Genomic DNA, 13538 nt, shown 5'->3' with positions numbered 1-13538 from the left:
CCGGATCGCGATCCGCTTCCTCGGCCAGTTTCCGCAGGTCGCCGTGGTAGCGGTCGAGCAGGATCGTGGCGTTCTCACCGAGCCGGGTGGCGGTCGATTCGTCGTAGCGGCGGTAGTGGCCGCGTCCCAGCGCGTCGACGAGGTCCTGCCAGTCGGCCTCGGCGACGCGCTGCGGGGTGCGGTAGCCGCTCGATCTCAGCTCGCGCGCGGCGGCGACGGCGATATCGGCGGTGATCCGGGCACTCATCAATTGAGCCAGCACCAACAGCTGGAACAGCGGAGCCGGTTTGTCGGCGAGGGAGATTCCCGCCTCGGCCGCATAGGTGGTCCCCGCTCGATCGAGCAGTTCCCGGGCGATCCGATCCTCGTTCCCACTCATCTGCGACACCCCGCTTTCGTCGACCCGGCGATTCACTTCCCGGCTAACCCGAGACGCGCAGGTGAAACCCGCCGGAAAGAACGGTCGGCGTTCACTGCCTCACAGCCGGGACGTTCACTGCCTCACGGCTGGGACTTGAAGACCACCAGCGGTTCGCCGGACGGCGCGACCACCAGGTGCCCGCTGCGAGCGCCTTCGGTGAAGATCGTGACCGTGGGCGGGTGGTCGGGCGCGGAGCTGTCGCGACCGATGATCAGATGACTGACCTTCGTCTGCGGTGACCCGACGGTGCGCGGGGCGCCGGCCAGCAGTGCCGCCAACTTCGGCACATCGATCGCGCCGAGGTCGATAGGCGCGAGTTTCGGATCGCGGCTGCTGGTAGTCCAGGTATCGAATCCGCCCTTGTAGGAGGCTCTTTCGGTGGTCGACGGGTCCCCCGGGCGGGGCCGCTCGATCGAGGCGTGCTCCGGCATCAGCGTCACGTCGTCGGCCAGCAGATCGCCGTAGTGCTGACGGTAATCGGCGAGGAACGCTTCGATGCCGGCGGCGGTCGTCATATCCGGCGGCGTGTGATCGGCGAGCGGACCGTTGTCACTGCTCACCCAGCCGCAGAACATTCCGATCAGTACCGCGGCCGCCACGGCCCCACCGGCCACCATCCAACGCCTGGACCGTCGGCGTCGCGCCGGGCGCACGACGGGAGCGTCGACCAGATTGGCCGGAATCTGCAGATCACCGATGACCTTCTCCACATCGGCGAAGGTGCGGGCGCTCATCGCCGCGGCGGTGCGCCGCTGGTGATCGCCCTCGGAGAGCTGGCCGTCGTCGCGGGCGGCGTCCAGCAGCGCGCAGGCGTCGACGCGATCCGAATCACGCACGCGCAGAGCGCTGTTCGCGGCGCCGGAGGACGCGCCGGTACGGCGGGATGTGTCGAAGGTTCCCATCGGCGGCACCTATGTGTGGAATGGATAGACGCGAATCGGATCGCCTGCGGGCGTGGCCTCCAGGTACGCGTTCTCGTTGAACGAATTGCCGACGTAGATGCTGATCGTCGGCACCTTGGTGATGGTGTCGATGCCCATGCCGATATGACTCACCGCGCCGCCGGGAACCTTCAGCAGCGGTACCGCCCGCGCGATCAGGTCGCCCAGCGCGGACGTGTTCACCGCGGCGAGGTCGAAGATCGGCTTGTCGGCCGAACGGGTGGTGACGGCGGTCGACGGCATGAAGCCACCCCGGTAGGAGTAGTCGGCCACCCGATTCGGCTGCCGCGCCGAGGTGCGGTCGACCGAGGCGAAATCGGGAAAGAGGGTCAGGTCGTCGACGGTGGTATCGCCGAATTTCGCCTGGTAGTCGCCGCGGAACTTCTCGAAGCCGGCTACCGTGGTGAGGTCGGGCGTCTCGAGCACCAAAGGCCGCACCACCTGCGGCGCCGCCGCTGCCACCGGTTCGGGAGCGGGGGCGACCCGATGCGTCAGCAGATATCCACCCACCGCCGCGGCGGTCACGGCCACCGCCACCGCACCCGCGAACCACGCCGTCCGGCTCTGCGTCCCCGCCCGCGGATCGATCGGCGCCTCGGCGGGGCGTTGCAGATCCGCGGTCAGTTCGGCCAGGTCGCCGAGGGTTTCGGCGGCCGCGGTCAGATCGGTGAGGGTCTGATGTTCCTGCGCCGAGAGCTGGCCGTCGGCCAGGGCGGTGTCGAGGGCTCGGCAGGTTTCGGCCCGGTCGGCGTCGCGGGCACGAATGTGCGCCGGATAGCGGCCCACCCGCCGGGGCGGGCCCGGTGGCTGCTTCCATTGCGCACCGCCGGCGGGCGGTTGCAGATCGTCGACCAGATTCCGCAGTTCGCCGACGGTCTTCGCGGTCGCCGCGCGGTCGGACCGGTCGTGGTACTCGTCGGCGCCCAGTTGGCCCTCGTCGAATGCCGCATCGAGCAGGGTGCGCGCTTGAACTCTGTCCATATCGCGGGCCCGCATACTGCCGGGTGCCGGCATACCCGGCATTCCGGACCCAGATGAGCTCACCCCTGGATGGTAGCGACTCGGCATCCGCATCTCGGCGTGTCGGAGCGCGACCGGGGCGACCCCCGACCTCTGGGGTCTTTTCGGCAGCCGGCGGTCACCCATACAGTCGCATCGATGTGGTCGGGGACCGATCGACTATGGAGGAACCGATGAAACGCAGTCTCGCCGCCGCCGGTGTCGCCGCCGCGCTCATGACGGGTGGACTGTTCGCCGCGGGGACCGCAGCCGCCGCGCAACCGGCCCTCACCGACGGCCCCATGCTGGGCTCCTCGAATGTGGGCTGCACCGAACAGGGCTGCACCTCGCCGCTGGTGAAATTCCTGCTGATCGATCTGCTCGGAAATCTGGACAGTTTGTCCGCGGGTGTTCCTCCGCAATCCCGCTGAATCGGCACATCCCGCGCGGTACCGTGCGGATATGAAGGCCGTGGTGTGTTCGGAAGGCAAGCTGGAAGTCGCGGATATCCCGGCGCCGAAACCCGGGCCCGGCCAGCTGGTGATCGCGGTGTCGCGATGCGGGATCTGCGGATCCGATCTGCACGCCCGCCTGCACTGTGACGAACTGGCCGAGCTCGCGGCCGTCACCGGTTATCCGAACTTCATGCGCTCCCATCAACGTGTGGTGCTCGGTCACGAATTCGTCGGGGAGATAGTCGAATACGGCCCCGGATGCCGCGAACGCTGGCAGCCGGGCACCCGGGTGGTGGCCCTGCCGATCGTGCGCAACGGGCGCACACCGGAACTCACCGGGCTGTCGGAGCAGGCGCCCGGCGGCTACGCCGAACAGGTCGTGGTGCAGGAATCCATGACGTTCCCGGTGCCCAACGGGCTGGCCACCGACCATGCGGCGCTGACGGAGCCGATGGCCGTCGCCTGGCATGCGGTGCGCAAGGGAAGGGTCGGTCGCAACCAGCCCGCCTTCGTGGTCGGATGCGGGCCGATCGGCCTCGCGGTCATCAGCATGCTACGCGCCGCCGGCGTGAAAAACATTGTCGCCAGCGACTTCTCACCGCGCCGCCGGGAACTGGCGCGCCGGTGTGGCGCGAATGTGGTGGTGGATCCGAATCTGGAATCGCCGTGGACGGCCAACCCCGCGAAGGGTCGCATCTCCGGCGTCACCGATATCCTCAATCTGGGTTTCGACACCATGACGCGACTGCGCAGCATCCCGAAACTGCCCTGGTGGTACCTGTTCCGCCTCGCGCACAGCCTGGACGCGGCGCCGGGCGGGCCGGTGGTGTTCGAATGTGTGGGCGTACCGGGCATCATCGACCAATTGCTCACCAACGCACCACCTTTGACCCGCATCGTGGTGGTCGGGGTCTGTATGGAGACCGACCGCTTCCGGCCCGCGATGGCGATCAACAAGGAGATCGAACTGCGCTTCGCCTTCGGCTACGACCCGGGTGAATTCCGCGACACCCTGCACATGATCGCCGACGGTAAGGTCGACCCGGCCCCGTTGATCACCGGGACCGTGGGATTGGCAGGTGTCGACAATGCCTTCGCCGCTCTGGGCAGTCCCGAACAGCACGCGAAAATCCTTGTGGACCCGTCGAGTTCGCTGATCGACGTGTGATCGTTCAGCGGTCGAGCAGCGGGAAGCGTCCGGAGTCCAGCAGGGTCGCGATCGCCTCCAGCCGGGCCGGCGGCAACGCGTAATCCGGATGGGCCCGCAGGATCGACGCGGCATCGTGCAGGCCGGCCATCTGTGCTTCGGCATCGGCCGCACTGCGACCGCCGGGCGTCACCGGATGCCCGGCGAGGCCGGGCCTGCCGGGCCGCACCCGGCCCTGATCGACGGCGGTCCGCACGCGGCGCGAACATCGGCACGGCGCTGCCGGATTCGCCACCCCGCAGGTGGAGTCGAGGAAGTTGCCGAGCCGAGTCCGCGCCCGCTCCAATCGTTTCCGATAGGCCGCCGCGCCGATGCCGAGAATCCACGCGGCCTCGGCCGAGGACAGTTCGAAGACATCGGCGAGCACGAACGCGACCCGCTCGTCACGAGCGAGACATTGCAGCATCGCCTGGCTGCAGACGAGCCGGACCTCCCGCGTGAGCACCGTCGCCTCGGGGCCCCGGTAATCCTGTTCGGCCAGCCCCTCCAGCAGATTGGCGCCGAAGCCGTCCAGCTCCAGCTGTGCCGATTCCTGCGGGCTGCGGCGGCGCTGATTCAGCAGATAGTTGACGCCGATGCGATAGGCCCAGGTCGTCAGCTTCGCCTCGCCGCGCCAGCTCGCGAGATTGCCGACAGCCCGCAGCAGGATCTCCTGCACCGCGTCCTCGGCGTCGGACGGATTGCCGGTCATCCGTAAGGCCAAGCGGTACAGCGGATCCTGCAGCAGCCGCACCACCTCGGTGACCGCGCTCCGGTCACCGGCCACGGCGCGATCGACCAGGGCGGTTTCGGCCACCCGCTCGTCGGCGTCGTCAACGCTCATCGACCTATCGTGCGGTGCCGCGGACGGCACCGCAACGGCGCAGGTCACTGCCGCGTTGCCCGGACCTCGGTTCGAGGTTCCGTGAGCTGCGAGTCGCGCAGCCAGGTCGCGACGGCCGCTCCGATCGCATCGGGACGGTCCTCCGGTGCGTGGTGTCCGGCCGCACCGATTCCGACGACCTCGACCGCGGCGAAGGTCTGGCGCGCCCATTCCACCGCGTCCGACGATCCGAGGCCGACGCCGGCATCCACAGCCATCACCAGCTTGGGGATATCCGGTGTGGATGCCATCCAGCGGCCGTAGTTGTCCATGACGGCGGCGACGTCGGCGGGCTCGCCGTCGAACGGAATCTCCCTCGGCCACACCAACATCGGCCGCCGCGACTCCGGCGTCGGATACGGCGCGCGATACACGTCCAGGTCGGCCGGAGTCAGGCCGCGCGCGCCGAACGGGAGATTGAACTCGATGAACATGTTGTCGCGCAGGATCATCTGCTCGCCCTCCGGTGACCGGAACCGCCGGAACAGCTCCGCGCCCTGCTCGGGCATCTCGGACCAGTTCAGCGGTCGCAGGAACGTCTCGAGCACCGCGACGCCGCGCACCCGGTCGGCATGCCGCGCGGCCCAGTCCATACCCAGCGCCCCACCCCAGTCGTGGCCCACCAGCACGACCTCCTCCAGTTCCAGGGCATCGAACCAGGCGTCGAGGTAGCGGGCGTGATCGGCGAACCGGTAGGCGATATCGGGCTTGCCCGACTCCCCCATCCCGATCAGGTCCGGCGCCAGCACCCGGGTCAGCGGGTCGACATGCGCAATCACGTTGCGCCACAGATACGACGAGGTCGGGTTGCCGTGCAGGAAGACCACCGGAACCGGTCCGGTGCCGCTCTCGCGGTAGTTGACGAAGGAATCGAGAGTCACGACGGTCGGCATGATGTGTCCTCGGATCGGTGCCCGGCCGATTTCTCGGCCCTTACATCCGGTTTCGACACAGGCCGGACCAGGTTGTGACAGGCATCTGCTGTGATGCGGGACACATCGCAGTCTCGAGGGGTCAGCGGGCGCGCGGCGGGCGCACCCGGCCCATCGGCGTGGTTTCCGGTTCCCGCAGCTGGTCGACGATTCCCTCCGCGCTCCGCGCCGCGGTCAGACAGGCCTCGGTCGTGAATCGGTCGGCCAGCGGATGGCGCGCCCGACCACGCCATTTCCGCACCGCCGCCACCGCGTGCGCCTGCACTTCGCCGCCCGGAGCCTCCGGCGGCAGCCCCAGGCGCAGGTGCGGTGCCACGCCGGAACCGCCGATCAACCGGTACAACTCGGTGACATCGTCCGCGGGCAGGGGCAATTCGTCGGTGCGCAACCGCCCGAGCAGGCGCAGCTCGGCGAATCCGTGCACATCCGCCAACAGGCTGTTGATATGTGGCAGCAGGTCGTCGGCGCGGGTGCCCGGATGGGCGGCCACGATGCGCGCCACCGCCGTCAACGCCGAATGCGCCTTCAGTTGATCGGCTCGCTGGGCGAACTGCACATCCAGCACCGTCCGCAGTTCCTCCACACCGCTGCGCTCGGCGAGTTCCCGTGCCAGCGTGGCGGAATCGCGCACCCCCAGGCGGATCAGCGTCACCGCCATCCGGATGCCGAACAGGCCGAACCGGGCCGCGAGGTGCGCCCGCAGATCCGCCGGCACGGGCAGCGGCAGCTCCGGATGGGCGAATCGGTCCGCGGACAGCAGCGCGATGCTCAGATCGTCCACCGAGATCCGCGCCAGCGCCTCGAAGGCGTCGAATTCGCGCTGCCGCAGCGTCGCGCCGGCGAAGGCGAGCAGACCGGCGACCGGAATGACCGCCTGGCACAACCCGGTTCGTTCCAGTTCGGTGGCGAACCGGGCCGAGACCTCGCGCGCCGAATGCAGGGCATCGATACGGCCGGCGCCGATCTCGTCGGCCCGGGAAACCACGCCGATCACGCCGAGCGGACCCGAAACACCCTGCCGGGCAGCCCCTCCGGCGCCGATGCGCTCCAGGAATCCGATATCGGAGGCGTCCAGCCGGCGCAGCAGATAGACGACCGCGTCGGCCTCGGGCACGGTCACCGCCGCATCCGCGTCGGGCGTCAGCAGGCGCGAGGTGCGCAGCGACACCTCCCGCGACAGCGACGAGGTCCCCGGGGTGTCGATGATGGTGGTCCGAGCCAGGGTGGCGGCCGGCCACTGCACATCGAGATGGTCGACCTCGTGCTCCCCGGCGGCGTTCCAGCGCAGCGCCGACAGGTCGAAACTCAACCCGTGCGCTCCGGGCAGGCCGTCGGCGCCGGGGGTGCGCCGCACCACCACATCGGCGCTCGCGCCGTCGGTGGCCAGGGCGCTCACCCGCGGCGCCGGACCGTGGCGGTACCAGGTCACCATCCGGGTGCACTCGGTGGCATCGGTCGGCGCGATGTCCTGTCCGACCAGCGCATTGAGCAATGTCGATTTACCCGCCTTGAGCTGCCCGGCCAGCGCGACCCGCAGCGGTTGGTCGAGACGGCGCGCACAGTCACCGAGCATCGCGGCGGGGCGCGAACGCGGCGCGTAGGCCTGGCGGGCGGCCGAAACCAACCGGCGCGCCTCCCCCACGATGCCCGGCGTCTGGTCGCTGACCTGGTAACTCACGCGTCGACCGTACCCGAGCAGTCTGGGAATCCCGGTGCCCTGGGTTACGACTGCGCCCCGCGCGCATGACGTCCGGACGCACCCGCGGGCGGCAGCATCACATCGGCATGACGTCGCAGTTCGGCCACCACGCGCAATTGCCGCTCGAGTTCCGCGCACCGCTCGGCGCGCTGGGCGTTGGCCACTCCGGCGGCGTCCTGCGCGGCCTGCAGCGAATCGTTGATCGAGCGCAGGCTCCGGTCGGCGATTCCGGTGAAGTGATCGCGCAGAATGCGATGGATGCGATGCAGCCGGTCGCGCGACTCCTTACCCGCCTCGAAACTCACATCGTCGAGGTAACGGCGCACCGCCATCTTCGCCTCGCTGCGCTTGCGGGCCAGCCGCTCCCGCTTGTCGTCGCGAAAAGCCTTGCCGCCCAGTAGCACACCCGCGCCCAGTGAGACCGGATTGATCAGGGCCAGGCCGGCGACCGTACTGGCCAGACCGATCATCACCATGCCGCCGTAGGAACCGCGCATACCGACGAGCAGTTTGTGGCCGATGCCGAGATCCGGTTCGAGATCGGCCAGCGTCACCGCCGCCACCCGCGATTCCTCCAGCTCCGAACCCGACCGCACCGCGGGCAGATCCACCGCGCCGAACTCCAGGAAGTGCTCGGCCACCCGCTCGGCCAAGTGGATCGCGCGATGATGCGTCCACAGCAGATTGTCGCCGATGGCGGTGTCGGTCGTCTGCATCAGCCACTGCTCCAGCTGATCCCACAGCCTCCCGGGGTCGTTCTCGTCGACCCACTCCTCGGCGGTCCTGCCGATGGCGCGCAACCGATCTCGCAGATCATGGTCGATATCGCCGGCCAGATCGGTGATGCCGTCGCCCAGGGTCTGCTGCCAGGCGGCGGTCCGGCGATGCAGCTCCTCGGCCTGCGCCTTGGCGGTGCGCAGTTCGCGGATGGCCATCGCACCGCGTTCGGGGTCACGCAGGGCGACCAGCTCGCTGCTCAGCGCCAGCGCGAGATGCTCTGCGGCAGAGGAGATATCGAGCGCCACCGCGCGCTGCGCCACCGCCTGGTCCCGGGCCACCACCTGTTCCCGGAGGAAGTCGAACAGCACACCGAAACCGGATTCCCGGCCCAGTTGCTGGTCCTGCAGCCGCATGGCGTGGCTGCGCAGCAGGGCCGATACCGGAATGATCGGCAGTGCCAGGCGATTACGCTCCAGATGTGCCTGATCGGCCTGCAAGACCTGACGCCAATGCGGATACAGGTCGATCTTGCTGAGTATCAGGGCGACGGCCGGGCACAATTCACGCACCTGCCGCAGGAAGTCGACCTCCGGTTCGGTCAGTTCGGTGGAGGCGTCCGAGAGCACCAGCACCGCGTCGGCGGCCGGGGCCAGGGCGAGAACCGCCGCGGCCGTGGCTGTCGCGTGACCGCCGACCGGCGGGGTGTCGATGACGACGATCCCGTCGGCCAGCAGCGGATTCGGCAGTTCGATCTCCACCCGCGCCACCCGGCCGTGCGGAGACTGCGGTGTGACGGTGTGAATATCGCTGAGCGGCACCGATATCCGCCGATTGTCCCGTTCGTCACCGGACGGCGTGGTGATGACGATCTCGGCCCGGGCCTGCGGGCCGTGGGCGAGCACGATCGGCACCCCGGTGGTGGCATCGTCACCGACCGGGCTGATATCGAGATTCAGCAGCGCGTTGACGAATTGGCTCTTGCCCTGGTTGCCCAGACCCACCACCACGATGCGGCGGCGGGGGTCGCGGATCCGGCCGGCCAGCACCTCCAGCCGGCCGACCAGATCGTCGCGATCGGCGGTGCGCGCGGCGGTGATGGTTTCGGCGAGAATCCGCGACAGCGGTGAGGCAGACGCCTCCGGGGCGGTGTTCGCCGCGACCACACTGCTCATTTTCGTTGCACCCCAACCTGTTTCGTTACCGAATCCGATGCTTGGCCGCTACCCTCAGTGCAGCAGTCCGCCGGTGATGTCACCCGAGGCGTGCGTATCGGTCATGGTCGAGGCATGACCGGACGCGTCGCCGAACAGGCTCGAATCGGTGTGACCGCCGGTGTCGAGCCCGCCGGACAGCGAGCTGTTACCGCCCGCCGCCAGGGTGCTGTCGATGCCGCTGTGCGCGGTTCCGCCGAGGGCGCTGTCCACGCCGCCGCCGATCCCCGAGGTACCGACACCGGAGATATCGGTTCCGACGCCGCTGCCGAACGCGTGCGACACATCGACGCCGGACCAGGTGCCGGCGGCCGTACCCGAGAGCGCCGAGGAAGCATCCGTCCCGGCGTGCAGCCCCGAATCGACCGAGCCCGTCAGACCCGAACTCGCATCGGCACCCGCGTGCAACCCCGAATCCGCCGCGCCCGACAGCGAGGTCGACAGACCGCCCGCACCGTGCAGACCGGACTCCGCCGTCCCGGACAGCGAGCTGCCCAGCTCACCGGCACTGTGCACACCCGACGCGGCAGTCCCGGACAACGACGTACCCAGGTCACCGGCACTGTGGACGGCCCCGGCACCAGCACCGGACAACGACGTGCCGAGGTCGCCCGCACTGTGGACCGCCCCCGCACCCGCGCCGGACAGCGATGTGCCCAGATCGCCCGCGCCGTGCACGGCCGATGCGCCGGCTCCGGAGAGCGAGGTCGCCAAGTCGCCGGCCGTATGGACTCCCGCATCGGCCGATCCGGACAGCGAGGTTCCGAGGCCGGACGCGCTGTTCACCCCGGACGTCGCCGCGCCCGACAGCGAGGACGACAGATCCCCGGCCGCATGAACACCCGAAGCCGCGGCCCCGGACAGATCGGCACCGCTGTGCACCGCGCCGCCGAGACCACCCGACAACCCGGTCTCCAGCCCGGTAGCGCCCTGCGCCCCCGAGGCCACCGCCCCACCGAGCCCGGCCCCGATGCTGGTAGCACCCCCCAGCCCCGCGGCAGCGTTCGCCGCACCGCTCAGGGCACCGCCGAGTCCGGCCCCAGCATTGGCGGCACCACCCAAGGCACCACCGAGTCCCGCACCAGCATTCGCAGCACCGCCCACGGCACCACCCAGACCTGCACCAGCATTCGCAGCACCGCCCACGGCACCACCCAGTCCCGCACCAGCATTCGCAGCACCGCTCAGAGCACCGCCGAGACCTGCACCAGCATTCGCAGCACCGCCCACGGCGCCACCCAGACCTGCACCAGCGTTCGCCGCACCGTTCAGGACACCGCCGAGACCTGCACCAGCATTCGCCGCACCACCCAGCGAATCACCCAGTCCCCCAGTCATATTCGCCGCTCCACCGAGCGCACCGCCGAGACTCGCGCCCGCATTCGCAGCACTATCGAGACCGGCCCCCGCTTCGGTCGCACCCCCGAGAGCTCCACCGAAGTCTGCTCCGGCCTGCGTCACACCCCCCAGAGCGCTGCCCCAGTGAGCCGCGTCCCCGAGCGAACCCTCCAGTCCCGCACCGGCATTCGCGCCCCCACCCAGCGCACCACCGAGACCCGCACCAGCGTTGGCCGCACCACCCAGGGCACCACCGAGTTCCGACCCGACCCCGGTCGCCGCACCCGCAGCACCGGACAAGCCCGCACCCACATCACCAGCCGCATTGAGCGCACCGCCAAGACCGGCACCGGCCGCCACCGCGCCACCCACCGCTCCTCCGAGATCGGCACCCGCGTCGGCGGCACCACTCAGCGCACCACCGAGACCCGCCCCTGCATTGGCGGCACCACCAAGGGCACTACCGAGGCCCGCGCCCACCTGCGCCGCACCGCCCAGCGCTCCTCCGAGATCAGCACCAGCGTTGGCCGCACCGCCCAGCGCACCACCGAGATCAGCACCAGCGTTGGCCACACCACCCAGCGCCCCACCCAGTTCGGAACCCACGTTGGCTGCACCGCCCAGGGCACCACCGAGGCCCGCGCCCGCCTCCGCCGCGCCAGCCAGGGCACCACCGAGACCAGCACCCGCGTCGGCCGCGCCACCCAGGGCACCACCGAGACCAGCTCCGGCGCTGGCCGCACCACCGAGATCAGCACCGGCGTTGGCGGCACCGCCCAGCGCACCACCCAGTTCGGAACCCACGTTGGCTGCACCGCCCAGCGCACCACCGAGACCAGCACCGGCGCTGGCCGCACCGCTCAGCGCACCACCGAGGTCAGCTCCAGCGTTGGCCGCGCTTCCCAGGGCACCACCCAGTTCGGAACCCACCTCGGTCGCCGGACCCGCAACACCGGACAAGCCCGCACCCAAATCGCCCGCCGTGTTCAGCGCACCACCGAGGCCGGCACCCGCGTTGGCGGCACCGCCCAGGGCACCTCCGAGACCCGCGCCCGCCTCCGCCGCGCCACCCAGGGCACCACCGAGACCAGCACCCGCGTCGGCCGCGCCGCCGAGGGCACCACCGAGGCCGGCACCCGCGTCGGCCGCGCCGCCGAGGACACCACCGAGGTCCGCGCCCGCCGCTGCCACGCCGCCCAAGGCGCCGCCGAGACCGGCCTCCGCCGCGCCACCCAGCGCTCCTCCGAGATCAGCTCCGGCGTTGGCGGCACCACCCAGCGCACCCCCGAGTTCCGAGCCCACGCCGGTCGCCGCACCCGCAGCACCGGACAAGCTCGCACCCAGATCACCGACCGCGTTCAGGGCACCACCCAGGGCACCGCCGAGGCCCGCGCCGGCTTCCGCCGCACCGCCCAGGGCACCGCCGAGGCCCGCGCCGGCTTCCGCCGCGCCGCCCAGGGCACCGCCGAGGCCCGCGCCCAGTCCGGTTTCGAGTCCGGTGCCGAGTTCCCCGCCGGCGTTCAGTGCGCCGCCGAGAGCGCCTCCGAGGGCTGCGCCCAGGCCGGCGCCGGCTTCGGCTGCGCCGCCGAGTGCTCCATTGAGTTCGGTTCCCAGGCCTGCGCCGGCTTCGGCCGCACCGCTCAGCGCTCCGCCGAGGCCGGCGCCGAGTCCCGCGGTTGCTTCGGTCAATCCTGTTGCGGCGGAGGAGATTCCGGCTTGGATGCCGGTTTCGATTCCAGTGGAGAGGTCGGCGCCGACCTGCGCGACGGTGTCTGCGGCGCCTTCGATTCCGGCGGAGAGGCCGAGATCGGTGCCGGCGGTGCCGGTGCCCGAGAGTGCGCCGCCGAGGCCGACCGCGACCCCGGTCAAGGCACCCAGTCCGGCGGTGAGCCCGGCCGCGGCGCCCGCACCGAGCGAAGCGGCCGCACCCAGACCGGCGGACAGCCCCGCCCCCAGGTCGGCGCCGAGGCCCGCGCCGAGACCGAGGCCCGCACCGGCCTCGATTCCGGTTTCTCCGCCGAGCGCGGCCCCGGCTCCCAGGTTGGCTTCACTGATCGCCCCCGCTTCGCCGGCCAGGCCGCCCGCGACTCCGCCGCTACCACCGGCCGTCGCGCCGAGTCCACCGTTGGCGGCCGCCCCGCCCCCGGCCGCCACGATGGCGGCGAGCTGCGAGCCACCGGTGACCAGGGCGGATTCGGCGACCATCGGCGCCACGGCGGCGATATCTTCCGGCGTCACCGCCTCCAGCCCGGCCGCGCACAGCGACTCGGTCGGGTTGGTGCAGTAACCGACGGCGGCCTCGTGGTCGCGCAACAGGTTGAGGATGAATTCGAGAATGGCGTTGGGGGTCATCGCAGATCGTCTCCTGGATCGGCGGACCATCGTGTCGATCCGCAGCAGTCGAATTGCCTTTCACGCTAAGAACCTCCGGCGTTACGCGAAACGGGGCGAATCCCCTGATTTCCGTATCGGTGCCGATAGGGGATTCGGGAGCATTAGGGGACTTTCCCCGAACCTTCCGGATCAGCGGTAACGACGGCCCCCCGGCAACCGACAGTGGGATAGATCGTGACGACCGTAAATATTCGTGACGACCGCAAATACCAACGACAGGGGTTCTCGAATGACTCAGGGCCTGACGCTCGGCATCACGGTCGGGTCGTCGCGCACGGTTGCCGCGACCGGCTCCACTTCCGCGAGCGCCGACCCGGAAAATGTCTCTGTTCACATTCGTCGCCACCGTTTCGGATCGG

The 13538-nt window shown here is 70.2% G+C and carries 9 protein-coding genes and 1 pseudogene; 2 read left to right on the top strand and 8 right to left on the bottom strand.

Annotated features, from left to right (window positions below):
- The 3 genes and pseudogenes from IRT45_RS34800 to IRT45_RS34790 form a co-directional block, all read right to left on the bottom strand.
- Positions 1-379 (bottom strand): annotated as a pseudogene (locus tag IRT45_RS34800) (endonuclease); the annotation flags it as partial.
- A 122-nt stretch (positions 380-501) separates the two neighbouring features.
- Positions 502-1323, bottom strand: coding sequence for a DUF1707 domain-containing protein (locus IRT45_RS34795; protein WP_194810006.1), 822 nt, complete (start codon positions 1321-1323; stop codon positions 502-504).
- Between the two features lie 9 nt (positions 1324-1332).
- Positions 1333-2406: a DUF1707 domain-containing protein gene (locus IRT45_RS34790; protein ID WP_194810005.1), complete on the bottom strand. Its 1074-nt coding sequence runs from the start codon at positions 2404-2406 to the stop codon at positions 1333-1335.
- Between the two features lie 149 nt (positions 2407-2555).
- Between IRT45_RS34790 and IRT45_RS34785 the strand changes: the two genes are divergently transcribed.
- Together IRT45_RS34785 and IRT45_RS34780 are read left to right on the top strand one after the other, a co-directional pair.
- Entirely contained in the window at positions 2556-2792 is a 237-nt protein-coding gene (locus tag IRT45_RS34785) for a hypothetical protein (RefSeq protein WP_194810004.1), read from the top strand.
- A gap of 31 nt (positions 2793-2823) precedes the next feature.
- Positions 2824-3984 (top strand): zinc-binding dehydrogenase, encoded by a 1161-nt coding sequence (locus IRT45_RS34780; RefSeq protein WP_194810003.1) that lies wholly within the window; start codon positions 2824-2826, stop codon positions 3982-3984.
- A gap of 4 nt (positions 3985-3988) precedes the next feature.
- Here the strand turns inward: IRT45_RS34780 and IRT45_RS34775 are convergent, their stop codons facing one another.
- From IRT45_RS34775 to IRT45_RS34755, 5 genes are all read right to left on the bottom strand, one after another.
- Positions 3989-4846, bottom strand: a complete 858-nt coding sequence (locus IRT45_RS34775) for an RNA polymerase sigma factor (RefSeq protein ID WP_194810002.1) — start codon at positions 4844-4846, stop codon at positions 3989-3991.
- Positions 4847-4890: 44 nt separating this feature from the next.
- Positions 4891-5778 (bottom strand): haloalkane dehalogenase, encoded by an 888-nt coding sequence (locus tag IRT45_RS34770; protein ID WP_194810001.1) that lies wholly within the window; start codon positions 5776-5778, stop codon positions 4891-4893.
- A 121-nt stretch (positions 5779-5899) separates the two neighbouring features.
- The gene (locus IRT45_RS34765) at positions 5900-7495 is read right to left on the bottom strand and encodes a dynamin family protein (RefSeq protein WP_309241288.1); all 1596 of its coding nucleotides are present in this window, start codon (positions 7493-7495) and stop codon (positions 5900-5902) included.
- 44 nt (positions 7496-7539) lie between these two features.
- A complete protein-coding gene (locus IRT45_RS34760; RefSeq protein WP_194810000.1) occupies positions 7540-9408 on the bottom strand; it encodes a dynamin family protein in 1869 nt (622 codons plus the stop codon).
- Positions 9409-9462: 54 nt separating this feature from the next.
- Positions 9463-13137: an IniB N-terminal domain-containing protein gene (locus IRT45_RS34755; RefSeq protein ID WP_194809999.1), complete on the bottom strand. Its 3675-nt coding sequence runs from the start codon at positions 13135-13137 to the stop codon at positions 9463-9465.
- Between the last annotated feature and the right edge of the window lie 401 nt (positions 13138-13538).

Origin of the sequence: Nocardia sp. BSTN01 (genome assembly GCF_015354405.1) — a bacterium.
Taxonomy (GTDB): domain Bacteria; phylum Actinomycetota; class Actinomycetes; order Mycobacteriales; family Mycobacteriaceae; genus Nocardia.
This window is presented reverse-complemented; position numbering and strand designations above follow the sequence as displayed.

Bases quoted from the DNA above. Each gene is read 5' to 3' on its own strand.
- IRT45_RS34795 (WP_194810006.1), bottom strand. From the start codon at position 1,323: ATGGGAACCTTCGACACATCCCGCCGTACCGGCGCGTCCTCCGGCGCC.
- IRT45_RS34785 (WP_194810004.1), top strand. From the start codon at position 2,556: ATGAAACGCAGTCTCGCCGCCGCCGGTGTCGCCGCCGCGCTCATGACG.
- IRT45_RS34780 (WP_194810003.1), top strand. From the start codon at position 2,824: ATGAAGGCCGTGGTGTGTTCGGAAGGCAAGCTGGAAGTCGCGGATATC.
- IRT45_RS34775 (WP_194810002.1), bottom strand. From the start codon at position 4,846: ATGAGCGTTGACGACGCCGACGAGCGGGTGGCCGAAACCGCCCTGGTC.
- IRT45_RS34770 (WP_194810001.1), bottom strand. From the start codon at position 5,778: ATGCCGACCGTCGTGACTCTCGATTCCTTCGTCAACTACCGCGAGAGC.
- IRT45_RS34760 (WP_194810000.1), bottom strand. From the start codon at position 9,408: ATGAGCAGTGTGGTCGCGGCGAACACCGCCCCGGAGGCGTCTGCCTCA.
- IRT45_RS34755 (WP_194809999.1), bottom strand. From the start codon at position 13,137: ATGACCCCCAACGCCATTCTCGAATTCATCCTCAACCTGTTGCGCGAC.